Origin of the sequence: Streptococcus sp. 596553, assembly GCF_900411395.1 — a bacterium.
In the GTDB taxonomy this organism is placed as follows: Bacteria; Bacillota; Bacilli; order Lactobacillales; family Streptococcaceae; genus Streptococcus; species Streptococcus mitis_BA.
In genome coordinates this window covers 465,083-488,898 of the sequence record NZ_OXCQ01000001.1, presented here as the reverse complement: position 1 = coordinate 488,898, position 23,816 = coordinate 465,083, and the positions used below count along the sequence as shown (strand labels likewise).

At 40.9% G+C, this 23,816-nt stretch carries 25 protein-coding genes; 24 read left to right on the top strand and 1 reads right to left on the bottom strand.

Annotated elements, in window-relative coordinates; all coding sequences use genetic code 11:
- Positions 1-112 precede the first annotated feature (112 nt).
- The 13 genes from DSY56_RS02445 (at position 113) to lepA (ending at position 13,415) form a co-directional block, all read left to right on the top strand.
- Positions 113-910 (top strand): formate/nitrite transporter family protein, encoded by a 798-nt coding sequence (locus DSY56_RS02445; RefSeq protein ID WP_112443736.1) that lies wholly within the window; start codon positions 113-115, stop codon positions 908-910.
- Between the two features lie 146 nt (positions 911-1,056).
- Positions 1,057-2,337, top strand: coding sequence for an O-acetylhomoserine aminocarboxypropyltransferase/cysteine synthase family protein (locus DSY56_RS02440; protein WP_000196318.1), 1,281 nt, complete (start codon positions 1,057-1,059; stop codon positions 2,335-2,337).
- Between the two features lie 95 nt (positions 2,338-2,432).
- Positions 2,433-3,707 carry a DUF2130 domain-containing protein gene (locus DSY56_RS02435; RefSeq protein WP_112443735.1) on the top strand — a complete coding sequence of 425 codons (1,275 nt, stop codon included), beginning with the start codon at positions 2,433-2,435 and terminating at the stop codon, positions 3,705-3,707.
- A gap of 10 nt (positions 3,708-3,717) precedes the next feature.
- A complete protein-coding gene (gene truB, locus DSY56_RS02430) occupies positions 3,718-4,596 on the top strand; it encodes a tRNA pseudouridine(55) synthase TruB (RefSeq protein WP_049524019.1) in 879 nt (292 codons plus the stop codon).
- A 112-nt stretch (positions 4,597-4,708) separates the two neighbouring features.
- A complete protein-coding gene (udk, locus tag DSY56_RS02425) occupies positions 4,709-5,347 on the top strand; it encodes a uridine kinase (protein ID WP_001181376.1) in 639 nt (212 codons plus the stop codon).
- Positions 5,348-5,474: 127 nt separating this feature from the next.
- A complete protein-coding gene (gene xseA / locus DSY56_RS02420) occupies positions 5,475-6,815 on the top strand; it encodes an exodeoxyribonuclease VII large subunit (RefSeq protein ID WP_112443734.1) in 1,341 nt (446 codons plus the stop codon).
- The gene (locus DSY56_RS02415; protein ID WP_000043230.1) at positions 6,793-7,005 is read left to right on the top strand and encodes an exodeoxyribonuclease VII small subunit; all 213 of its coding nucleotides are present in this window, start codon (positions 6,793-6,795) and stop codon (positions 7,003-7,005) included. The genes xseA and DSY56_RS02415 overlap by 23 nt, the downstream gene beginning before the upstream one ends.
- Positions 7,002-7,877 carry a polyprenyl synthetase family protein gene (locus DSY56_RS02410; RefSeq protein ID WP_112443733.1) on the top strand — a complete coding sequence of 292 codons (876 nt, stop codon included), beginning with the start codon at positions 7,002-7,004 and terminating at the stop codon, positions 7,875-7,877. The genes DSY56_RS02415 and DSY56_RS02410 overlap by 4 nt, the downstream gene beginning before the upstream one ends.
- A complete protein-coding gene (locus tag DSY56_RS02405) occupies positions 7,870-8,685 on the top strand; it encodes a TlyA family RNA methyltransferase (protein WP_112443732.1) in 816 nt (271 codons plus the stop codon). Before DSY56_RS02410 ends, DSY56_RS02405 begins: the two co-directional genes overlap by 8 nt.
- A complete protein-coding gene (locus DSY56_RS02400; RefSeq protein ID WP_020900686.1) occupies positions 8,678-9,109 on the top strand; it encodes an arginine repressor in 432 nt (143 codons plus the stop codon). Before DSY56_RS02405 ends, DSY56_RS02400 begins: the two co-directional genes overlap by 8 nt.
- A gap of 6 nt (positions 9,110-9,115) precedes the next feature.
- A complete protein-coding gene (recN, locus tag DSY56_RS02395) occupies positions 9,116-10,783 on the top strand; it encodes a DNA repair protein RecN (RefSeq protein ID WP_112443731.1) in 1,668 nt (555 codons plus the stop codon).
- Between the two features lies 1 nt (position 10,784).
- Positions 10,785-11,513, top strand: a complete 729-nt coding sequence (locus DSY56_RS02390; protein ID WP_112443730.1) for a metallophosphoesterase family protein — start codon at positions 10,785-10,787, stop codon at positions 11,511-11,513.
- 78 nt (positions 11,514-11,591) lie between these two features.
- Positions 11,592-13,415 (top strand): translation elongation factor 4, encoded by a 1,824-nt coding sequence (lepA, locus tag DSY56_RS02385; protein ID WP_078238629.1) that lies wholly within the window; start codon positions 11,592-11,594, stop codon positions 13,413-13,415.
- A gap of 80 nt (positions 13,416-13,495) precedes the next feature.
- On the opposite strand, the gene DSY56_RS12220 is transcribed toward lepA, so the two are convergent.
- Positions 13,496-13,828: a hypothetical protein gene (locus tag DSY56_RS12220; RefSeq protein ID WP_234990543.1), complete on the bottom strand. Its 333-nt coding sequence runs from the start codon at positions 13,826-13,828 to the stop codon at positions 13,496-13,498.
- A gap of 180 nt (positions 13,829-14,008) precedes the next feature.
- Between DSY56_RS12220 and DSY56_RS02375 the strand changes: the two genes are divergently transcribed.
- From DSY56_RS02375 to DSY56_RS02320, 11 genes are all read left to right on the top strand, one after another.
- On the top strand, positions 14,009-14,485 hold the full coding sequence (locus tag DSY56_RS02375; RefSeq protein ID WP_000522067.1) for a PTS sugar transporter subunit IIA: 477 nt from the start codon (positions 14,009-14,011) through the stop codon (positions 14,483-14,485).
- Positions 14,486-14,523: 38 nt separating this feature from the next.
- Positions 14,524-14,829: a PTS sugar transporter subunit IIB gene (locus tag DSY56_RS02370; RefSeq protein WP_000590550.1), complete on the top strand. Its 306-nt coding sequence runs from the start codon at positions 14,524-14,526 to the stop codon at positions 14,827-14,829.
- A gap of 47 nt (positions 14,830-14,876) precedes the next feature.
- Positions 14,877-16,352, top strand: coding sequence for a PTS galactitol transporter subunit IIC (locus DSY56_RS02365; RefSeq protein ID WP_112443728.1), 1,476 nt, complete (start codon positions 14,877-14,879; stop codon positions 16,350-16,352).
- 203 nt (positions 16,353-16,555) lie between these two features.
- A complete protein-coding gene (locus tag DSY56_RS02355; RefSeq protein ID WP_112443727.1) occupies positions 16,556-17,452 on the top strand; it encodes an aldose 1-epimerase family protein in 897 nt (298 codons plus the stop codon).
- Positions 17,453-17,608: 156 nt separating this feature from the next.
- Entirely contained in the window at positions 17,609-18,034 is a 426-nt protein-coding gene (gene lacA / locus DSY56_RS02350; RefSeq protein WP_061453572.1) for a galactose-6-phosphate isomerase subunit LacA, read from the top strand.
- 148 nt (positions 18,035-18,182) lie between these two features.
- Positions 18,183-18,698: a galactose-6-phosphate isomerase subunit LacB gene (lacB, locus tag DSY56_RS02345; protein WP_001216910.1), complete on the top strand. Its 516-nt coding sequence runs from the start codon at positions 18,183-18,185 to the stop codon at positions 18,696-18,698.
- Positions 18,699-18,708: 10 nt separating this feature from the next.
- On the top strand, positions 18,709-19,638 hold the full coding sequence (locus tag DSY56_RS02340) for a tagatose-6-phosphate kinase (RefSeq protein ID WP_112443726.1): 930 nt from the start codon (positions 18,709-18,711) through the stop codon (positions 19,636-19,638).
- 1 nt (position 19,639) lies between these two features.
- Positions 19,640-20,620: a tagatose-bisphosphate aldolase gene (gene lacD / locus DSY56_RS02335; RefSeq protein WP_061439149.1), complete on the top strand. Its 981-nt coding sequence runs from the start codon at positions 19,640-19,642 to the stop codon at positions 20,618-20,620.
- A gap of 233 nt (positions 20,621-20,853) precedes the next feature.
- Complete coding sequence (locus tag DSY56_RS02330) at positions 20,854-21,690, top strand: PRD domain-containing protein (RefSeq protein WP_112443725.1); 837 nt, start codon at positions 20,854-20,856, stop codon at positions 21,688-21,690.
- A gap of 34 nt (positions 21,691-21,724) precedes the next feature.
- Positions 21,725-22,042, top strand: coding sequence for a PTS lactose/cellobiose transporter subunit IIA (locus DSY56_RS02325; RefSeq protein ID WP_023936918.1), 318 nt, complete (start codon positions 21,725-21,727; stop codon positions 22,040-22,042).
- Positions 22,042-23,736, top strand: a complete 1,695-nt coding sequence (locus DSY56_RS02320; protein WP_112443724.1) for a lactose-specific PTS transporter subunit EIIC — start codon at positions 22,042-22,044, stop codon at positions 23,734-23,736. Before DSY56_RS02325 ends, DSY56_RS02320 begins: the two co-directional genes overlap by 1 nt.
- The last annotated feature ends 80 nt before the right edge of the window (positions 23,737-23,816 follow it).

Genomic DNA, 23,816 nt, shown 5'->3' with positions numbered 1-23,816 from the left:
CTGATTTTTTTTAGATTTTCATAAAAATAAACTTTTATGAAATACAGAAAACGCTTCCTAAAATCTAAAGTTTGTGATATAATTATCAAGAAAAAAGATTTAGGAGTTTATTATGGTTTCTTCAGAATTTATCTCAAAGATTGAATTTGCTTGCAAGAAGAAAGAAAGTCTTTATAGTCAAAGCAAATTTAAGTATGCGATTCGTTCTATGTTCGCGGGTGCATTTTTAACCTTTAGTACAGCTGCAGGTGCAGTTGGGGCTGACTTGATTAATAAAATTGCACCAGGTAGTGGACGTTTCCTCTTCCCCTTTGTCTTCGCTTGGGGCTTGGCCTACATTGTTTTCTTGAATGCCGAGTTGGTAACATCAAACATGATGTTCTTGACTGCTGGTAGTTTCTTGAAAAAAATCTCTTGGAGAAAAACAGCTGAGATTTTACTTTACTGTACCTTGTTCAACCTTATCGGAGCCTTGATAGCAGGGTGGGGCTTTGCTCATTCGGCAGCCTATACACATCTGACACACGATAGTTTCATCTCAGGTGTTGTTGAGATGAAGTTAGGCCGTTCAAATGAATTGATCTTGCTTGAGGCGATTTTGGCAAATATTTTCGTAAATATTGCGATTCTGTCATTTGTTTTGGTCAAAGATGGTGGTGCCAAACTTTGGCTTGTGTTGTCAGCAATTTACATGTTTGTATTCTTAACAAACGAGCACATTGCCGCAAACTTTGCTTCTTTCGCGATTGTGAAATTCAGTGTTGCTGCGGATTCAATTGCCAACTTCGGTGTTGGAAATATGCTTCGCCACTGGGGTGTAACCTTCATCGGAAACTTTATCGGAGGAGGCCTCTTGATGGGTCTTCCATACGCCTTCCTCAATAAAAATGAAGATACTTATGTAGATTAAGAAAATGAGCACGATTGAGTCGTGCTTTTTTCGATTTCGTAAGAAGTAATAGTCACTCCTTATATCAAAATATAAAAAAGAGGTATTAGTCAAGATAGGTCGATAGTGCTACAATATCCTTAATGAAACTATATGGAGGTCGCCTTATGACTCGTGATTTTAAATTTGAAACCTTACAATTGCATGCTGGGCAAGTAGTTGATCCAGCAACTAAGTCTCGTGCAGTGCCGATTTATCAGACAACATCCTTTGTTTTTGATGATACGCAGGAAGGTGCCGATCTGTTTGCCTTGAGGAAACCAGGGAACATTTATACTCGTATCACCAACCCTACAACAGCTGCCTTTGAAGAAAGAATTGCTGCCCTTGAAGGTGGTGTTGGAGCTCTTGCAACCGCATCAGGTATGGCTGCAGTGACTTATACGATTTTGGCTCTTGCCCATGCTGGTGACCATGTTGTAGCAGCATCAACTATTTACGGTGGAACCTTTAATCTTTTGAAAGAAACCCTTCCTCGTTATGGGATCACAACAACCTTTGTGGATGTGGATAATTTGGAGGAAGTAGAAGCAGCTATCAATGACAATACCAAGCTTGTTTTGATTGAAACCTTGGGTAACCCCTTGATTAACATTCCTGACTTGGAAAAATTGGCTGAGATTGCGCATAAACACCAGATTCCACTCGTTTCTGACAATACCTTTGCTACACCATATTTGATTAATGTCTTTTCTCACGGTGTAGATATTGCTATTCACTCAGCGACTAAGTTTATCGGTGGGCATGGTACGACTATTGGAGGAGTGATTGTCGATAGTGGTCGTTTTGACTGGGCGGCTTCAGGTAAATTCCCTCAATTTGTTGAGGAAGATCCAAGCTATCATAACTTGAGCTATACTCGTGATGTGGGTGCTGCAGCCTTTATTATCGCTGTCCGTGTTCAATTGCTTCGTGATACAGGTGCAGCCTTGTCGCCATTTAATGCCTTCCTCTTGCTCCAAGGACTTGAAACCCTTTCACTTCGTGTGGAACGCCATGTTCAAAATGCTGAGAAAATTGTTGATTTTCTTGTCAACCATCCTAAGGTAGAAAAAGTAAATTATCCAAAACTTGCAGATAGTCCTTATCATGCCTTGGCTGAGAAATACTTGCCAAAAGGTGTGGGCTCAATCTTTACCTTCCATGTCAAAGGTGGGGAGGCAGAAGCACGCAAGGTAATTGATCATTTAGAAATCTTTTCTGACCTTGCAAATGTGGCAGATGCTAAATCGCTTGTTGTCCATCCAGCAACAACCACTCACGGTCAATTGTCAGAAAAAGACCTAGAAGCAGCCGGTGTCACACCAAACCAAATTCGCTTGTCTATCGGACTTGAAAATGTAGAGGATTTGATTGAGGACTTGCGCTTGGCCTTGGAAAAAATTTAAAGTAAAAGAAGATAAACAGTGGGTTTCGACTCGCTGTTTTTGATTTTTCCTCAGGCATGATATAATGGTTACAGAAGTCTAGAAAGAGGAACGTTATGAACGAAATCAAATGTCCCAACTGTGGGGAAGTCTTTACAGTAAATGAAAGTCAGTATGCCGAACTTCTGTCTCAAGTGAGAACAGCAGAGTTTGATAAGGAACTACATGATCGGATGAAGCAGGAACTGGCTTTGGCTGAGCAAAAGGCCATGAATGAGCAACAGTCTAAACTAGCTCAAAAAGACCAAGAAATTGCGCAATTACAGAGTCAAATCCAAAACTTTGATACAGAGAAAGAACTGGCCAAGAAAGAAGTTGAACAGACAAGCCATGAGGCCTTATTGGCTAAGGACAAGGAAGTACAAGCTTTGGAAAACCAATTGGCTACCTTGCGTTTGGAGCATGAAAATCAACTACAAAAGACCCTTTCTGACCTAGAAAAAGAACGAGATCAGGTCAAAAACCAGCTTCTCTTACAAGAAAAAGAAAATGAGCTTTCTCTTGCTTCTGTTAAACAAAACTATGAAGCACAGCTCAAAGCAGCAAGTGAACAAGTCGAGTTTTATAAGAATTTTAAGGCTCAACAATCTACAAAAGCGATTGGGGAAAGCCTAGAACAGTATGCAGAGAGTGAGTTTAACAAGGTCCGTAGTTTTGCCTTTCCAAATGCTTACTTTGAGAAGGATAACAAGGTTTCTGCGCGTGGTTCTAAAGGAGACTTTATCTTCCGTGAATGTGATGAAAATGGAGTAGAGATTATCTCCATCATGTTTGAGATGAAAAATGAAGCGGACGGAACAGAGAAGAAGCATAAGAATGCAGATTTTTATAAGGAATTGGACAAGGACCGTCGGGAGAAGAACTGTGAGTATGCGGTTTTGGTGACCATGCTTGAGGCTGATAATGATTACTTTAACACAGGGATTGTTGATGTCAGCCACGAGTATGAAAAGATGTATGTGGTTCGTCCTCAATTCTTTATCCAGTTGATTGGGCTCTTGCGAAATGCGGCGCTTAATTCCCTAAAATACAAGCAGGAGTTGGCCTTGGTTCGGGAGCAAAATATTGACATAACTCATTTTGAGGAGGACTTGGATGCCTTTAAGTTAGCTTTTGCTAAAAACTATAATTCAGCTTCGACCAACTTTGGTAAAGCTATTGATGAAATCGACAAGGCCATCAAACGCATGGAAGAGGTTAAGAAGTTCCTAACCACATCCGAAAACCAACTCCGTCTAGCTAACAACAAATTGGAAGATGTCTCTGTTAAAAAATTGACCCGAAAAAATCCAACAATGAAAGCGAAGTTTGAAGCGCTGAAGGGGGAGTGAGAAAGCAAAAATGAACGGTATTATCAACTTAAAAAAAGAAGCGGGGATGACCTCGCATGATGCGGTTTTTAAACTGCGTAAGATTTTGGGAACCAAGAAAATTGGTCATGGTGGGACCTTGGATCCGGATGTGGTGGGTGTTTTGCCCATTGCAGTTGGCAAGGCGACCCGCATGGTCGAGTTTATGCAGGACGAGGGTAAGGTCTATGAGGGAGAAATCACTCTCGGCTATTCCACGACGACCGAGGATGCTAGTGGGGAAGTGGTCGCAGAGACACCTGTTTTGTCGCCCTTGGATGAAAAGTTTGTCGATGAAGCGATTACGAATCTGACTGGGCCTATTACCCAAATTCCTCCTATGTATTCGGCTGTCAAGGTCAATGGTCGCAAGCTCTATGAGTATGCGCGTGCTGATCAGGAAGTGGAGCGTCCAGAACGTCAGGTAACTATTTATCAATTTGAACGGACAAGTTCGATTTCTTATGATGGCCATCTTGCACGATTCACTTTTCGTGTGAAATGTAGCAAGGGAACCTATATTCGTACCTTATCGGTTGACTTGGGAGAGAAGCTTGGTTATGCGGCTCATATGTCACATCTGACTCGAACTAGTGCAGCTGGTTTGCAACTAGAAGATGCTCTTACCTTGGAAGAAATTGCTAGAAAAGTGGAGGTTGGGCAGCTGGACTTTCTACATCCTCTAGAGATTGGAACAGGCGACCTTGTTAAAGTTTTCTTAACTCCAGAAGAGGCTACAGAAGTGCGCTTTGGTCGTTTTATTGAGCTCGACCAAACGGACAAAGAACTAGCTGCCTTTGAAGGCGATACATTGCTAGCCATTCTAGAAAAACGAGACAATCTCTACAAGCCAAGGAAGGTTTTTAGCTAGTCTAACTGGGGTGTATGGATTGAAAATGTTTCCCTTAGACTATCCAAATCAGACTATAAATTTTGTAAAAAATGTGATAGAATAGACGACGGATAAAAAAACGGAGGATAGCATGCAAAATAGACCAATCATTATCGGAGTGACAGGTGGTTCTGGTGGGGGAAAAACCAGTGTTTCAAGAGCCATTTTATCGCATTTTCCAGATGAAAAGATTTCCATGATTGAGCATGATTCATACTACAAGGATCAGTCTCACTTGACCTTTGAAGAGCGTGTCAAAACCAACTATGACCATCCTTTTGCCTTTGATACAGACTTGATGATCGAGCAGATTAAGGAATTGTTGGCGGGTCGTCCGGTGGACATCCCGACTTATGACTATACAGAACATACACGGAGTAGCAAGACCTATCGTCAAGAGCCTCAAGATGTCTTTATCGTTGAGGGGATTTTGGTCTTGGAGGACAAGCGTCTGCGTGATTTGATGGATATCAAGATTTTTGTGGATACAGATGATGATGTGCGCATTATTCGTCGTATTAAGCGCGATATGGAAGAACGTGGCCGTAGCCTTGATAGCGTTATTGACCAGTATCTAGGCGTGGTCAAACCCATGTACCACCAGTTTATCGAGCCAACCAAGCGGTATGCTGATATTGTCATTCCTGAGGGAGTCAGCAATACAGTTGCTATTGACCTGTTGACGACCAAGATTGCAAAGATTTTGGAAGAAGCTCGAAACAGCAAATAATCAGATGTGGAGGCCTTGCCTCCTTTTTCTATTTTTCCCTCATAATGGTACATAAATGGAGATTTTTAGGCATATTTTTGGTATAATAATACCCATGAAAGAGCAAGTAAATGAATAGTAGGTGGAGATGGAAAAGTATTTATCGGTAACAACTTTGACCAAGTATCTGAAAATGAAATTCGATAAAGACCCTTACTTGGAACGGGTCTATTTAACTGGTCAAGTTTCCAACTTTCGTAAACGACCTACTCACCAATATTTCTCCCTAAAAGATGACCATGCAGTTATTCAAGCGACCATCTGGTCTGGAATTTATCAGAAATTAGGTTTCGACCTGGAAGAAGGAATGAAGATCAATGTGATTGGGCGTGTACAGGTCTATGAACCAAGTGGTAGCTACTCCATCATCATTGAAAAGGCAGAGCCTGATGGAGTTGGTGCGCTTGCGATTCAGTTTGAACAACTCAAGAAAAAATTGACGGAAGAAGGCCTGTTTCAAGAGAGATTCAAGCAACCTCTGCCCCAATTTTCTAAGAGAATTGGTGTAGTGACCAGTCGCAGTGGAGCCGTTATTCGAGATATTATCACGACCGTCAGCAGGCGATTTTCAGGTGTTGACATTCTTCTCTATCCGACCAAGGTTCAAGGTGAAGGGGCTGCGGAGGAAATTGCTCGAAATATTGCGCGTGCCAATCAACGTGACGATTTGGATTTGCTGATTATTGGTCGTGGTGGTGGTTCCATCGAGGATCTCTGGGCCTTTAACGAAGAGATTGTGGTACGGGCTATTTTTGAATCTCGCTTGCCAGTTATTTCTAGTGTGGGGCATGAGACGGATGTGACCTTGGCAGATTTTGTGGCAGATCGCCGCGCTGCGACACCAACGGCTGCTGCTGAACTAGCAACACCTGTGACCAAGTTGGATCTATTAGCTCATTTGCAAAATCAGGAAAAACGGATGGCAACGGCAGTGCGAAATGTCCTATCTAAGAAACAAGAAGCTTTGAAAAAATGCAGTCAGTCTGTTATCTTTAGACAGCCAGAGCGTTTGTATGATGGCTATATGCAACGCTTGGATCAACTGCAACTGCGCTTAAAACAAAATTTGCGAACACGGATTTCTGATAACAAACAGATAGTACAAGCAAGGACGCATAGACTGGTTCAGTTATCACCTGTTACCAAAATCCAACGTTATCAAGACCGTCTAGGTCAGTTAGACAAGCTCCTACGTAGCCAAATGGCTTTGGTTTATGATGCCAAGGTTGCTGAAGTCAAGCGACTTTCAGAAGCCTTGTTGATGTTGGATACCAGTCGAATCGTGGCGCGTGGCTATGCTATTGTCAAAAAAGAAGAGTCCGTGGTTGATTCGGTTGAGAGTTTGAAGAAAAAAGATCAAGTAACGCTTTTGATGCGAGATGGTCAAGTAGAATTAGAGGTTAAAGATGTCAAAACAAAAGAAATTTGAGGAAAATCTAGCAGAACTGGAAACCATCGTCCAAAGTTTGGAAAATGGTGAAATTGCTCTGGAAGATGCGATTACTGCCTTTCAAAAGGGTATGGTCTTGTCAAAAGAGCTCCAAGCGACGCTGGACAAGGCTGAAAAGACCTTGGTCAAGGTCATGCAAGAAGACGGAACAGAAAGTGATTTTGAATGAAAAAGCAAGAAAAATTAGCTCTTGTCGAGTCGGCCTTGGAAGACTTTTATGGAGATCAGCAGTTTGCTTCTAGTTTACGAGAGTCTGTTCTCTATTCCATTCATGCTGGTGGCAAGCGTATTCGACCTTTTCTCTTGTTAGAAGTTCTGGAAGCCTTGCAGGTGGCTATTAAACCAGCACATGCACAGGTGGCTGCGGCCTTGGAAATGATTCATACAGGGAGTTTGATTCATGATGATCTTCCTGCCATGGATGATGATGATTACCGTCGAGGGCGTTTGACCAACCATAAGAAATTCGGTGAAGCTATGGCCATTTTGGCTGGAGATGCTTTGTTCCTAGATCCCTATGCCTTGATAGCGCAGGCAGATTTGCCAAGTCAGATCAAGGTGGATTTGATTGCTAACTTATCCCTAGCGTCAGGAAGTCTGGGCATGGTGGCAGGGCAGGTTTTGGATATGGAGGGCGAACACCAGCACTTGTCTTTGGAAGAACTTCAGACCATTCATGCTAATAAGACTGGAAAACTACTAGCTTATCCCTTCCAAGCGGCTGCTATTATAGCCGAATTGGAACCTGAAATGCAGGTGAAGCTGAAAATTGTTGGTGAATTGATTGGACTGGCTTTTCAGGTCAGAGACGATGTGCTGGATGTGACAGCTAGTTTTGAAGAAATTGGTAAGACACCACAAAAGGATCTACAGGCAGAAAAGTCAACCTATCCAGCCTTGTTGGGCTTGGAAGAGGCTATTGCCTTTTGTAACCAAACATTGGATCAAGCTAATGCCAAATTAGAAGAAATTGCCCAGCAGGTTCCTTTTGAAACAGAATCGATTGTAAAAGTAGTAGAAAGTTTGAGAATCAATGGCTAAGGAAAGAGTGGATGTACTAGCTTATAAACAGGGCTTGTTTGAAACGCGAGAGCAGGCCAAGCGTGGTGTCATGGCTGGTCTAGTCGTAGCAGTTCTTAACGGAGAACGGTTTGACAAGCCAGGAGAGAAAATTCCAGATGACACCGAGTTAAAACTCAAGGGGGAGAAACTCAAATATGTTAGCCGTGGTGGTTTGAAACTGGAAAAGGCCTTGCAGGTCTTTGATTTGTCAGTGGATGGTGCGACCACGATTGATATCGGTGCCTCTACTGGAGGTTTTACCGATGTCATGTTGCAAAATGGTGCTGAGTTAGTCTTTGCAGTTGATGTTGGTACCAATCAATTGGCTTGGAAATTGCGCCAGGATCCGCGAGTTGTCAGCATGGAGCAGTTTAATTTCCGCTATGCTGAAAAGACTGATTTCGAGCAGGAGCCGAGCTTTGCCAGTATTGATGTAAGTTTCATTTCCCTCAGTCTGATTTTGCCAGCCTTGCACCGTGTCTTGGCAGATCAAGGTCAGGTTGTGGCTCTGGTTAAGCCCCAATTTGAAGCAGGACGTGAGCAGATTGGGAAAAATGGAATCATTCGTGATGCCAAGGTTCATCAACATGTCCTTGAATCTGTCACAACCATGGCAGTAGAGGAAGGATTTTCAGTCCTTGGTTTGGACTTTTCTCCCATCCAAGGCGGTCATGGAAATATTGAGTTTTTAGCGTATTTGAAAAAAGAAGAGTCAGCAAGCAATCAGGTTCTTGCTGATATTGAAGAAGTAGTAGAGAGGGCGCATAGTCAATTTAAAAATGAATAAAAAAGAGAGACTTGAAAAAATTAGACGATTTGTGACAGATTATCAAATCGGTACACAAGAAGAAATTGTAGAACATTTGAAAGAAGCAGGTATCACTGCCACTCAAGCGACGGTATCACGAGATATCAAAGAACTAGGTATTGTCAAAATTCCTTTGAGAGATAACACCTATGTCTATGAATTACCAAAATCAATCGTGAAAAGTTTGCAACTGGCTGAAGACAATATTGAATCAGCTGAATTGATGGATAAGATGATTAATCTCCAAGTTATTCCAGGAAATACAGCTTTTGTAAAAGCTCAGTTAATCGAGACTTTTGCGGATAAGATTTTTAGCTGTTTGGCTGATGATAGTTCGATTTTAGTCATTGCCAGAAGTGAAAGTCTAGCTGAGGAAATCTTTGAACAAGTAAAAAATTGGTAGGTCTATATGTTACTTGAAATTTCGATAAAAAACTTTGCCATTATTGAGGCTATTTCCCTCAATTTTGAAAAGGGGATGACAGTCCTGACTGGTGAAACGGGTGCAGGGAAGTCGATTATCATTGATGCCATGAATATGATGTTGGGAGCTCGTGCGACGACAGATGTTATTCGTCATGGTGCGCCAAAGGCAGAGATTGAGGGGCTTTTCTCAGTTGAGAATAGTCGCCTTTTGCAGGAAATTTTTGATGAGCAAGGTTTAGAAATGGGTGATGAGATTATCATCCGTCGAGAAATTCTGCAAAATGGTCGTAGTATCAGCCGTGTAAATGGTCAGATGGTTAATCTATCTGTTTTGCGCGCTATTGGGCAACATCTGGTTGATATTCATGGTCAGCATGACCAAGAGGAGTTAATGCGTCCTCAGCTCCATATCCAGATGTTGGATGAATTCGGCGATGTAGCTTTTTGGGAATTGAAAGAAACCTATCAAACGAGTTTTGATGCTTATCGAAAAATGCGCAAGCAGGTTCTGGAAGTCAAGAAAAACCAGCAGGAACACAAGGCACGTATCGAAATGTTGGAATTTCAAATGGCAGAGATTGAGGCAGCAAACTTGCAGGCTGGAGAAGATTTGGCTCTCAATCAAGAGCGTGATAAACTGCTCAACCATAAAAATATTGCGGATACACTGACCAATGCCTACAGTATGTTAGACAATGAAGAGTTCTCGAGTCTGGCCAATGTTCGTTCGGCCATGAATGACATGGAAAGTGTCGAAGAGTACGACCCTGAATACCGTGAGATTTCAAGCTCACTGTCTGAGACCTACTATGTCTTAGAAGATATTAGCAAGCGTTTGGAAGCTATTATTGAGGACCTTGATTTTGATGGCAATCGCCTCATGCAGGTTGAGAATCGTTTGGACCTCCTTCACACTATTACCCGTAAGTATGGTGGGACTGTAGACGATGTCTTGCTTTATTTTGCTAAAATTACAGAAGAATACAATCTATTGACAGGTAATAACCTTTCGTCTGAGGACATGGAAGCAGAGCTCAAGAAATTGGAAGTCAATCTTGTTGATTTGGCAGGTCAACTTGCATCTGCTCGTCATGACTTGGCTCAGCAGCTCGAAGCAGAGATTAAACAAGAGCTTCAAGATCTTTATATGGAAAAAGCCCAGTTTCAAGTTCGTTTTAGCAAGGGTAAATTCAGTCGTGAGGGTAATGAAATGGTCGAATTTTACATTTCAACCAATCCTGGAGAAGACTTTAAACCCTTGGTTAAGGTTGCATCTGGTGGGGAATTATCCCGTCTCATGCTAGCCATCAAGTCTGCCTTTTCTCGCAAAGAAGGTAAGACCAGCATTGTCTTTGATGAGGTGGATACAGGAGTTTCAGGCCGTGTAGCTCAGGCTATTGCACAGAAGATTCACAAGATTGGCCAGCATGGGCAGGTTCTGGCTATCTCCCACTTGCCACAAGTGATTGCGATTGCGGATTATCAATTCTTTATTGAGAAGATTAGCAATGACCATTCAACAGTTTCGACTGTTCGTCTTTTGACGGTTGAAGAGCGAGTGGAGGAAGTTGCCAAGATGTTGGCAGGTGATGATGTGACGGAAGCAGCTCTGACGCAAGCCAGAGAATTGTTGAGAAACAGGGAGAAATAAGATGACAGATTATTATGTAATTGGAGATGTTCATGGAAAAGCTGGAATGCTAGAAGACCTTCTCAAAACATGGGATGGTCAGACCCAGTTGCTCTTTCTAGGGGATTTGATTGACCGCGGTGAAGATAGTCGCCGTGTCCTTGAAATGGTTAAGGATTTAGTAGATAATCAAGGGGCTATCTGTTTGTCAGGAAACCACGAGTATATGTTTTTGACTTGGCTCGATGACCCAGAAGAAAGCTATGACCATTATCGTCGCAATGGTGGAGATACAACCATTAACTCTATCCTAGGTCGTCCCTTGGATGCACCAGTTGATGGGGTCGAGGATGCCAAGCGTGTTGCTACTGAAGCAGCAGACTTGGTCGAATTCATTCGTCAAATGCCGTTTGTGGTAGAGACCGACAAGTATATCTTTGTTCACGCAGGTATTGATTTGACCTTGGATGACTGGCATGAAACCACAGATTATAAAAAAGTATGGCTTAGAAAACCATTCCACGAAGCAGAAAATCATACTGGAAAAATCATTGTCTTTGGTCATACACCAGTTTATGGTTTATTACAGCAAGAACGCGGTACAGCTGAGCTTTGGGTGACAGAAGACGGTAAGATTGGAATGGATGGAGGAGCTGTCTATGGTGGTGTCCTTCACGGGATTGTCTTTACAGACCAAGGAATGACAGAACATCACTTTATCGAAAATGACGGCTTTGTCGCTGAAGATTAGTACTCCTAGCAGGGTATGGTCTTGTCAAAATGTCAAAAACAATTTATAATAAATAGATACCCTGAAAGGAAGAGAATCATGAACTTAGAAGAATTGAAAAAACGACAGGAGAAGATCCGTAACTTCTCTATTATCGCCCACATTGACCACGGGAAATCAACTCTAGCAGACCGCATTTTGGAAAAAACAGAGACGGTTTCAAGTCGTGAAATGCAGGCCCAGCTTTTGGATAGCATGGATTTAGAGCGGGAACGTGGGATTACCATTAAGTTGAATGCCATTGAGCTGAATTATACTGCAAAAGATGGAGAAACTTATATTTTCCACTTGATTGACACGCCAGGTCACGTGGACTTTACCTATGAAGTTTCGCGTTCGCTAGCTGCCTGTGAAGGAGCGATTTTAGTGGTTGATGCTGCTCAAGGAATTGAGGCCCAAACCCTTGCCAACGTTTATCTGGCCTTGGACAATGATTTGGAAATCATGCCAGTCATTAACAAGATTGACCTGCCAGCAGCGGATCCAGAGCGCGTGCGTACTGAGATTGAAGATGTCATTGGTTTGGATGCTAGTGAAGCAGTTTTGGCTTCTGCCAAGGCTGGTATCGGTATTGAAGACATCCTTGAGCAAATCGTAGAAAAAGTACCAGCACCAACGGGTGATGTGACGGCACCACTTAAGGCCTTGATTTTCGACTCTGTTTACGATGCTTACCGTGGGGTTATCCTCCAAGTGCGTGTCATGGACGGAGTGGTCAAACCTGGAGATAAGATTCAGCTCATGAGCAATGGTAAGACCTTTGATGTGACCGAAGTTGGTATTTTTACTCCGAAAGCAGTTGGTCGTGATTTCCTTGCGACTGGTGACGTTGGATATATCGCTGCTTCTATTAAGACGGTTCAAGACACTCGTGTGGGTGATACCGTTACCTTGGCAACCAATCCTGCGGCAGAGCCATTACATGGTTACAAGCAGATGAATCCTATGGTCTTTGCGGGTCTCTATCCTATCGAGTCAAACAAGTACAATGACCTGCGTGAAGCGCTTGAAAAATTGCAGCTCAACGATGCCAGTCTGCAGTTTGAACCAGAAACATCTCAGGCACTTGGATTTGGTTTCCGTTGTGGTTTCCTTGGACTTCTTCATATGGATGTTATTCAAGAACGTTTAGAGCGTGAGTTCAATATCGACCTCATTATGACAGCTCCGTCTGTTATCTATAAAGTCAATCTGACAGACGGCGAATCTATGGATGTGTCTAACCCATCTGAGTTCCCAGATCCAACTAAGATTGCGACCATTGAAGAGCCTTATGTCAAGGCGCAAATCATGGTGCCGCAGGAGTTTGTCGGGGCAGTAATGGAATTAGCTCAGCGTAAGCGTGGGGACTTTGTGACTATGGATTATATTGATGACAATCGTGTTAATGTTATCTATCAAATTCCACTTGCTGAAATCGTCTTTGACTTCTTTGATAAACTTAAGTCTTCGACACGTGGTTATGCAAGTTTTGACTACGAATTGTCAGAGTATCGTCCATCTAAGCTGGTCAAAATGGATATCCTTCTCAATGGAGACAAGGTGGACGCCCTCAGCTTTATCGTTCACAAGGATTTTGCTTACGAACGTGGAAAACTTATCGTTGATAAACTCAAGAAAATTATCCCTCGTCAACAATTTGAAGTTCCAATCCAAGCGGCTATTGGACACAAGATTGTCGCTCGTACTGATATTAAGGCCCTTCGTAAGAACGTACTTGCTAAATGTTATGGTGGTGACGTTTCTCGTAAGCGTAAACTCCTTGAAAAACAAAAAGCTGGTAAGAAACGTATGAAAGCTATCGGATCAGTAGAAGTTCCGCAAGAAGCCTTCCTCAGCGTCTTGAGCATGGATGAAGAATAAGTTATCAGGAATACATTTCCTTGTTCATAGGAAATTTGTATAAGAATCAATAGTAAAGCAGGCTTTAATGGCCTGCTTTTTTAGTTTTTATACTCTTCGAAAATCTCTTCAAACCACGTCAGCGTCGCCTTGCCGTAGATATGATCACTGACTTCGTCAGTCTTATCTACTACCTCAAAACTATGTTTTGAGCTGACTTCGTCAGTTTCATCTACAACCTCAAAATCATGTTTTGAGCTGACTTCGTCAGTTTCATCTACAACCTCAAAATCATGTTTTGAGCTGACTTCGTCAGTTTCATCTACAACCTCAAAATCATGTTTTGAGCTGACTTCGTCAGTATTATCTACAATCTCAAAACTGTGTTTTGAGCAACCTGCGGCTAGCTTCCTAGTTTGCTCTTTGATTTTCATTGAGTATTAGAACAGAAAAAATGCTGGTAGTATTTGTTTGTGTGTTTATTTTTATATAACAAACTATAAACACAACAAAAATATAAAAAAAGAGACAAAAATCAACAGAAAACTATTGACAACGATTTCATATAGTGTTATACTTATGGCATAAAGTTAATGGAAAGAAGGGAAAACCTTATGGGATTAGATTATTTCTTTGACAAAAACCTTGTGTTTTGCTTAGAAGCGGATAATCAAGAACATCTCTTTGATCAGGTTGCAACTTTATTGGAAGAACGAGAAATCGTAACTCCGACCTATCGTGAAGCCTTGATCACGCGTGAAAAGTCATTTCCAACAGGCTTAGATATGGAATTTTTGGGTAAGGATTTGCCGAATGTGGCTATTCCTCACACAGATATTGTTCATAATCTGGCTGAAAAAGTTGTGGTCGTTCGATTAGAGAAACCGGTGACCTTCCACAATATGATTGCGCCGGATAAGGAAGTAGAAGTATCCTTACTCTTCTTTATCATCAATAACTCGAGTTCAAGTCAAACCAACATTCTTGCTCAGTTGATGGACTTCTTCACAGGAAATGGTCATCTTGAAGACCTATCAAAAATTTCTGAACCAGAAGCCCTCTATGCTTATATCGCTGAAGCAATCGCTTAATCTTGTCTATTAAAAATATTAAATCGGAGGAGATCCATATGATTAAAATTCTTGCTGCCTGCGGTGCAGGTGTTAACTCAAGCCACCAAATTAAAAGTGCTCTTGAAGAAGAACTTTCAAACCGTGGCTACGATGTTCACTGTGATGCAGTTATGGTCAAAGACGTTAACGAAGACCTTATCAAAGGTTATGACATCTTCACACCAATTGCTGCGACAGACCTTGGTTTTGACCCAGGTATTCCAGTTATCGAAGCTGGACCAATCTTATTCCGTATCCCAGCTATGAGTGCTCCAGTATATGATAATATTGAAGCAGCTATCAAAGAACACGGGTTAAGCTAATTTTAATTTGTTAACATTCATATAACATAAAAAAGGGAGGAACTGTTATGGATGCAATCTTTGACCTAATCAAAGAGGTCTTTACACCCGTCTTAGATATGGGTGGACCTGTCATCATGTTAATCATTTTGACAGTATTGGCTTTACTTTTTGGAGTGAAATTCTCCAAAGCGCTTGAAGGTGGTATCAAACTTGCCATCGCCCTTACAGGTATCGGTGCCATCATCGGTATGCTAAATGGTGCTTTCTCAGCATCACTTGCAAAATTCGTTGAAAACACTGGTATCCAATTGAGTATCACTGACGTTGGTTGGGCACCACTTGCAACAATCACTTGGGGATCTGCTTGGACACTTTACTTCTTGCTTATCATGTTGATTGTCAACGTAGTAATGCTTGCTATGAAGAAAACTGATACACTTGACGTCGATATCTTCGATATCTGGCACTTGTCTATCACAGGTCTTTTGATTAAATGGTATGCAGACAACAACGGTGTGAGCCAAGGGGTTTCACTCTTGATTGCTACAGCAGCTATCGTCCTTGTTGGTGTGTTGAAAATTATCAACTCTGACTTGATGAAACCTACATTTGATGACCTTCTTAATGCACCAAGTTCATCACCAATGACTTCAACTCACATGAACTACATGATGAACCCAGTTATCATGGTTTTGGATAAGATTTTTGAAAAATTCTTCCCAGGACTTGATAAATATGACTTTGACGCTGCTAAATTGAACAAGAAAATCGGTTTCTGGGGTTCTAAATTCTTTATCGGTTTCATCCTTGGTATCGTTATCGGTATTATGGGAACTCCACATCCAATTGCAGGAGTTGAAGATGCAGATAAATGGCGTCTTGTTATCAGAGGATGGTTGTCTCTTGGTTTGACTGCCGGTGTATCTTTGGAACTCTTCTCACTTATTGGTTCATGGTTCATCGCAGCCGTAGAACCACTTTCACAAGGTATTACAAACGTTGCTACTAAACGTCTTCAAGGACGTAAATTTAACATCGGTCTTGACTGGCCTTTCATCGCTGGTCGTGCTGAAATCTGGGCTTGTGCCAACGTACTTGCACCAATCATGTTGATCGAAGCAGTGCTTCTTTCAAAAGTCGGAAATGGTATTTTGCCACTTGCAGGTATCATCGCTATGGGTGTTACTCCAGCTCTCTTGGTTGTAACTCGTGGTAAATTGCTCCGTATGATCATCTTCGGAACACTCTTGTTGCCACTCTTCCTTCTTTCAGGTACACTTATTGCACCATTTGCAACAGAGCTTGCTAAAGGTGTAGGTGCCTTCCCAGCAGGTGTGAGCGAAACTCAATTGATCACTCACTCAACTCTTGAAGGACCAATCGAAAAACTTCTTGGTTGGACAATTGGTAACACTACAACTGGTGATATCAAAGCAATCCTTGGTGCTGTAGTCTTCCTTGTATTCTATATCGGTATCTTTGCTTGGTACAGAAAACAAATGATCAAACGTAACGAAGAGTACGCAGCAAAAGCAAAATAATGCGCTCCTATAAAATGTAAGCTCAATGAAAATCAAAGAGCAAACTAGGAAGCTAGCTACAGGCTGTACTAAAGTACGGCAAGGCGACGCTGACGAAGTTTGAATTGGATTTTCGAAGAGTGTAAATTGTTGAAACTAGGTTGTCATACCATTAGGAGTGACAGCCTAGTTTTTTATAAACTATCAAGAAATCGGAGAAAATAATGGTAATTGAATTAAAATCAGAACAATTAAGAGTTGAATTTAACAGTTTTGGTGGGGCTCTTTCTTCTATAAAAGATGCTGAGGGAGTTGAGTATTTGTGGCAAGGGGATCCCACTTATTGGAGTGGACAAGCTCCTGTTCTCTTCCCCATTTGTGGTTCTTTGAGAGAGGATACAGCCCTCTATATAGATGAGAAGGGGCAAGAAAGAAAAGGAAACATTCCTCGTCATGGTTTGGTTCGTAAGAAAGAATTTGAATTAGTTGAACAGACAGATAAGAGTGTAACTTTTGCAATTGAAGACGATGAAAATAGCTATCAGAACTACCCTTATCATTTCCGCCTAGAGATTACTTATAGCCTTACTGACAAGACAGTACGGACTCAATACAAAATATTTAATAAAGAAACTAGCAAGGTCATGCCTTACTTTATTGGTGGACATCCAGGATTTAATTGTCCTCTACTGGATGATGAAGTCTATGAAGATTACTATTTAGAGTTTGAGAAAGAAGAGACTTGCTCTGTTCCACGTCCTTTCCCAGACACGGGTCTGCTTGATTTTCAAGATAGAAGTCCATGGTTAGAGAATCAAAAAGAATTAGACCTTAGCTATAATCTTTTCAGTACAGATGCAGTCACCTTAGATGAATTGCAATCTAGAACAATTGCCCTTCGTTCTCGTAAACATGATAAGGGATTGAAAGTGAACTTTGCAGAGTTTCCAAATCTCATCATCTGGTCAACTTTGAATAAAGGTCCTTTCATTGCCTTTGAACCATGGTCTGGTTTGTCAACATCCCTTGAAGAAGGAGATCATTTAGAAGATAAGAAGAATGTTCGTCTCTTAGAAGCCAATCAGGTTGAAGAAATAGGGTTTGAGATAGAAGTTTTATAAAAAAGTAAAAAATAAATAACAAAAACAAACACAAACTGTTGACTTTTTCAAACAATAGTAGTATATTATGTTTGTGAGGACTAATTGACTGTTTTTTAAAGACAGCCAATACACTGCTGGAATCCAGCATAGAAAAAATAAAAAGGAGTATACAATATGTCTATTGTTATCGGTGCAGATGCTGCAGGTTTGAGATTGAAAGAAGTTGTGAAAGACTTCTTAGAAAAAGAAAACTTCCACGTTGTGGATGTTACAGTTGAAGGTCAAGACTTTGTTGATGTGACTCTTGCTGTTGCTGCAGAAGTAAACAAAGAAGAACAAAACCTTGGTATCGTGATTGATGCTTATGGAGCTGGTCCATTTATGGTCGCAACAAAAATCAAAGGAATGGTTGCTGCAGAAGTTTCTGATGAACGTTCAGCTTATATGACTCGTGGCCACAACAACTCACGTATGATCACTATGGGTGCACAACTAGTTGGTGATGAATTGGCTAAAAACATCGCTAAAGGATTTGTTAACGGTAAATACGACGGTGGTCGTCACCAAATTCGGGTCGATATGTTGAACAAAATGTGCTAATACTCTTCAAAAATCAAGATAATCTGTCGTCAGCTCACTTTAGCTAACCTCAGTTATGCTTGCAGCTCGCTTCCTAAGCTAATCTTGATTTTTCTTGAGCAAGGATAAATGATATGAGATTTATATAATTAATCGGAGGGAATAACTAATGAGAATTGCAATTGGATGTGACCACATCGTAACAGATGAAAAAATGGCGGTTTCAGAATTTTTGAAATCAAAAGGATATGAAGTCATTGACTTTGGTACATATGACCATACACGTACTCACTACCCAATCTTTGGTAAAAAAGTAGGGGAAGCTGTAACTAGTGGTCAAGCTGATCTTGGAGTATGTATCTGTGGTACTGGTGTTGGTATCAACAACGCTGTAAATAAAGTTCCAGGTGTCCGTTCTGCCTTGGTTCGTGATATGACAACAGCCCTTTATGCTAAAGAACAATTGAACGCTAACGTTATCGGTTTTGGTGGTAAGATTACTGGTGAATTGCTCATGTGCGATATCATCGAAGCTTTCATCCATGCTGAATACAAACCATCTGAAGAAAACAAAAAATTGATTGCGAAAATTGAACACCTTGAAAGTCACAATGCTCAACAAACAGACGCAAACTTCTTCACTGAATTCCTTGAAAAATGGGATCGTGGAGAATACCACGACTAAGAGGTAACCTATGATTTTAACAGTCACAATGAACCCATCCATCGATATTTCCTATCCCTTGGATGAGTTGAAGATTGATACTGTCAATCGTGTGGTGGATGTAACCAAAACGGCTGGTGGTAAGGGACTCAATGTTACTCGCGTACTTTCAGAATTTGGTGATTCTGTTCTTGCTACTGGTTTAGTGGGTGGCAAACTTGGTGAGTTTTTGGTTGAACATATCGATGATCAAGTTAAGAAAGATTTCTTCTCAATTCAGGGAGAAACTCGTAACTGTATCGCTATTCTTCATGGAGATAACCAAACAGAGGTTCTTGAAAAAGGTCCTGAAGTATTGGAACAGGAAGGTCAAGACTTTTTGGAACATTTTAAAAATCTCCTAGAGTCAGTTGAAGTAGTAGCTATCTCAGGTAGTCTGCCAGCTGGTCTTCCAGTTGATTACTATGCGAGCTTGGTAGAACTTGCTAATCAAGCTGGTAAGCCTGTAGTCTTGGACTGCTCTGGTGCAGCGCTTCAGGCGGTTCTTGAATCACCACATAAACCAACAGTCATCAAACCAAATAATGAAGAATTGTCTCAACTTCTAGGAAGAGAAGTTTCTGAGGATTTGGATGAATTAAAAGAAGTCCTTCAAGAGCCTTTGTTTGCAGGTATTGAATGGATTATCGTTTCACTTGGTGCCAACGGTGCCTTTGCCAAACATGAGGACACTTTCTACAAGGTAGATATTCCTAGAATTCAGGTAGTCAATCCTGTTGGATCTGGAGATTCTACTGTGGCAGGAATTTCTTCAGGACTTCTTCACAAAGAATCGGATGCAGAATTACTCATCAAGGCAAATGTCCTTGGTATGCTCAATGCTCAAGAAAAAATAACTGGTCATGTCAACATGGCCAACTATCAAGCTCTATATGATCAAATAATAGTAAAAGAGGTATAAAATGGCTTTAACAGAACAAAAACGTGCACGCTTAGAAAAACTTTCTGATGAAAATGGTATCATCTCAGCTCTTGCATTTGACCAACGTGGTGCGTTGAAACGCCTCATGGCTCAACACCAAACAGAAGAACCAACTGTGGCTCAAATGGAAGAACTTAAAGTTTTGGTAGCAGATGAATTGACTAAATACGCTTCATCTATGCTTCTTGACCCTGAGTATGGACTTCCAGCGACTAAAGCTCTTGATGAAAAAGCTGGTCTTCTCCTTGCTTATGAAAAAACAGGTTATGATACAACAAGCACAAAACGCTTGCCAGACTGCTTGGATGTTTGGTCTGCAAAACGTATTAAAGAAGAAGGTGCAGATGCAGTTAAATTCTTGCTTTACTACGATGTAGATAGCTCAGACGAACTCAACCAAGAAAAACAAGCTTACATCGAACGTATCGGTTCTGAGTGTGTGGCTGAAGATATCCCATTCTTCCTTGAAATTCTTGCTTACGATGAAAAAATTGCTGACGCTGGTTCTGTAGAATACGCTAAAGTAAAACCACACAAAGTTATCGGTGCTATGAAAGTCTTCTCAGACCCACGCTTTAACATTGATGTCTTGAAAGTTGAAGTTCCTGTTAACATTAAATATGTTGAAGGCTTCGCTGAAGGTGAAGTAGTTTATACACGTGAAGAAGCAGCAGCCTTCTTCAAAGCACAAGATGAAGCAACTAACTTGCCATACATCTACTTGAGTGCTGGTGTATCAGCTAAACTCTTCCAAGATACTCTTGTATTTGCTCACGAATCAGGTGCAAACTTTAACGGAGTTCTTTGTGGCCGTGCAACATGGGCTGGATCAGTTGAAGCATACATCAAAGATGGTGAATCAGCAGCTCGCGAATGGCTACGTACAACTGGATTTGAAAATATTGACGAACTCAATAAAGTTCTTCAAACAACAGCGACTTCATGGAAAGAACGCGTGTAAGAAAGTCCTCATAGTCTAGGAACATGAATCTAAAAAAATTTTAAAAAAGTTGTATGTAAAGGTTTACAAATTAACTTACTTGTGCTATACTTAAATCACAAGTTAATACAAGGTGAGTGTTACTAAGTAATATTAGGCATGATCACAGGTGAATTAGAAATCGGCTGATTTTCTAGTTCATTTGTGGTCATTTTTTATACTCATATACCTTTAATATATAAAAGGAGGTTGACATGTATCGAATTCTAAATCCAATGAATCACAATGTCTCGCTTGTCAGAAATGATAAAGGAGAAGAAGTGATTGTGATTGGTAAGGGGATTGCATTCGGAAAGAAGAAGGGGGATTTGATTGCTGAACATCAGGTTGAGAAAATCTTTCGGATGAAGACCGAAGAGTCTAGGGAAAACTTTATGGCTCTCCTCAAAGATGTTCCGCTTGATTTTATCACAGTGACCTATGAGATTATTGATAAGCTCTCAAAGAAATATCATTATCCGATTCAAGAGTATCTCTACGTAACCTTGACAGATCATATTTACTGTTCTTACCAAGCTCTAGCACAAGGAAGGTACAAGGATAGTAATCTGCCAGATATTTCCGCTAAGTATCCTGTCGCTTTTCAAATCGCAAATGAAGCATTTGGAATTTATCGTCAAAAACTGACCGATCATTTTCCTGAAGACGAAATTATTCGGATTGCTTATCATTTCATCAATGCCGAAGGCGAGAATGAAGTAGAAGTAGTTAAGTCGATTGATAAGAGGAAAGAAATTCTCAGGAATGTTGAAGAAGTTTTAAAGGACTATGCAATTCAACGAACCAAAGAGAATACCCATTTCTATGATCGCTTTATGATTCATCTGAATTATTTCTTGGATTATTTAGACAGATCTAGAGATGATAACCAATCACTTCTGGATATGGAAGACCATATCAAACAATCCTATCCAAAAGCCTTCGAGATTGGTTCCAAGATTTATGATGTGATTACGCAACATACAGGTCTTGATTTGTATAAAAGTGAACGAGTTTATCTAGTTCTACATATCCAACGTTTATTGTCATAAAAATTATTTAAAATTATATAAGGAGAATTCTATCATGAATAGAGAAGAAGTAACATTGTTAGGTTTTGAAATCGTAGCCTATGCTGGCGATGCTCGTTCAAAACTATTGGAAGCCTTGAAGGCTGCTGAAGCTGGTGATTTTGCTAAAGCGGACGCTCTTGTAGAGGAAGCTGGTAGCTGTATTGCTGAGGCTCACCACGCGCAAACAAGTCTATTGACGAAGGAAGCAGCTGGCGAGGATTTGGCTTATAGTGTGACCATGATGCATGGTCAAGATCACTTGATGACAACTATCTTGTTAAAAGACCTAATGCACCATTTAATCGAACTTTATAAGAGAGGAGTTAAGTAATGAATAAACTAATTGCATTTATCGAGAAAGGAAAGCCTTTCTTTGAAAAACTATCTCGTAATATCTATCTTCGTGCTATTCGTGATGGTTTCATTGCAGGTATGCCTGTTATTCTCTTCTCAAGTATTTTTATCTTAATCGCCTTTGTACCAAACTCATGGGGCTTTAAATGGTCTGATGAAGTTGTAGCCTTTCTGATGAAACCTTATAGCTATTCTATGGGTATTCTCGCACTTTTGCTAGCTGGTACGACTGCTAAATCATTAACAGACTCTGTTAACCGTAGCATGGAAAAAACCAACCAAATCAACTATATGTCAACTCTATTAGCTGCTATTGTTGGATTATTGATGTTGGCAGCTGATCCAATTGAAGGTGGCTTTGCAACAGAATTCCTAGGAACAAAAGGTTTGCTTTCAGCCTTCCTAGCAGCCTTTGTGACTGTAGCAATCTATAAGGTTTGTGTTAAGAACAATGTCACTATTCGCATGCCTGACGAAGTCCCACCAAATATCTCACAAGTCTTTAAAGATGTGATTCCATTCACTCTATCAGTGGTTTCTCTTTATGCTCTTGATTTACTAGCTCGTCATTTTGTTGGTGCAAGCGTAGCTGAATCAATCGGTAAATTCTTTGCTCCATTATTCTCTGCTGCTGATGGTTATCTAGGTATTACGATTATCTTTGGTGCCTTTGCCTTCTTCTGGTTTGTTGGTATCCATGGTCCGTCTATCGTTGAACCAGCAATCGCAGCTATTACCTATGCCAATGCCGAAGTCAACTTGAACCTTCTCCAACAAGGGATGCACGCTGACAAGATTCTTACTTCTGGTACACAAATGTTTATCGTGACCATGGGTGGTACTGGTGCGACACTGGTTGTTCCATTCATGTTCATGTGGTTAACAAAATCAAAACGTAACCGTGCAATCGGACGTGCTTCAGTAGTTCCAACTTTCTTTGGTGTAAATGAACCAATCTTGTTTGGTGCACCGCTTGTTTTGAACCCAATCTTCTTCATTCCATTTATCTTTGCTCCAATTGCAAACGTATGGATCTTTAAGTTCTTTATCGAAACACTTGGCATGAACTCATTTACTGCCAACCTTCCATGGGTTACTCCTGGACCTTTGGGGATTGTCCTTGGTACAAACTTCCAGTTCTTATCATTCGCTCTTGCTGCCCTTCTAATTGTGGTTGACGTTGTCATTTACTATCCATTCCTTAAAGTTTATGATGAACAAATTCTTGAAGAAGAGCGTTCAGGTAAGTCTAATGATGAATTGAAAGAAAAAGTTGCTGCAAACTTCAACACTGCAAAAGCGGATGCTATTCTTGAAAAAGCAGGTGTAGAAGCAGCGCAAAATACCATCACTGAAGAAACAAATGTCCTCGTTCTCTGTGCAGGTGGAGGGACAAGTGGACTTCTTGCAAATGCTTTGAACAAGGCAGCAGCAGAATACAATGTCCCTGTGAAAGCAGCAGCAGGTGGCTATGGTGCTCACCGTGAAATGTTGCCAGAGTTTGATTTGGTTATCCTAGCCCCTCAAGTTGCTTCAAACTTTGAAGACATGAAAGCAGAAACAGATAAGCTCGGTATTAAACTTGCCAAGACAGAAGGCGCTCAATACATCAAACTAACTCGTGATGGAAAAGGTGCTCTAGCATTTGTACAAGCTCAATTCGAAAAATAAAAGATTAGAAGTGAGATGGAGAATAAAGCCTCACTAGCCTCCTCTCCATCTTATTTCTTTTTTAATTAAAAGGAGAATTA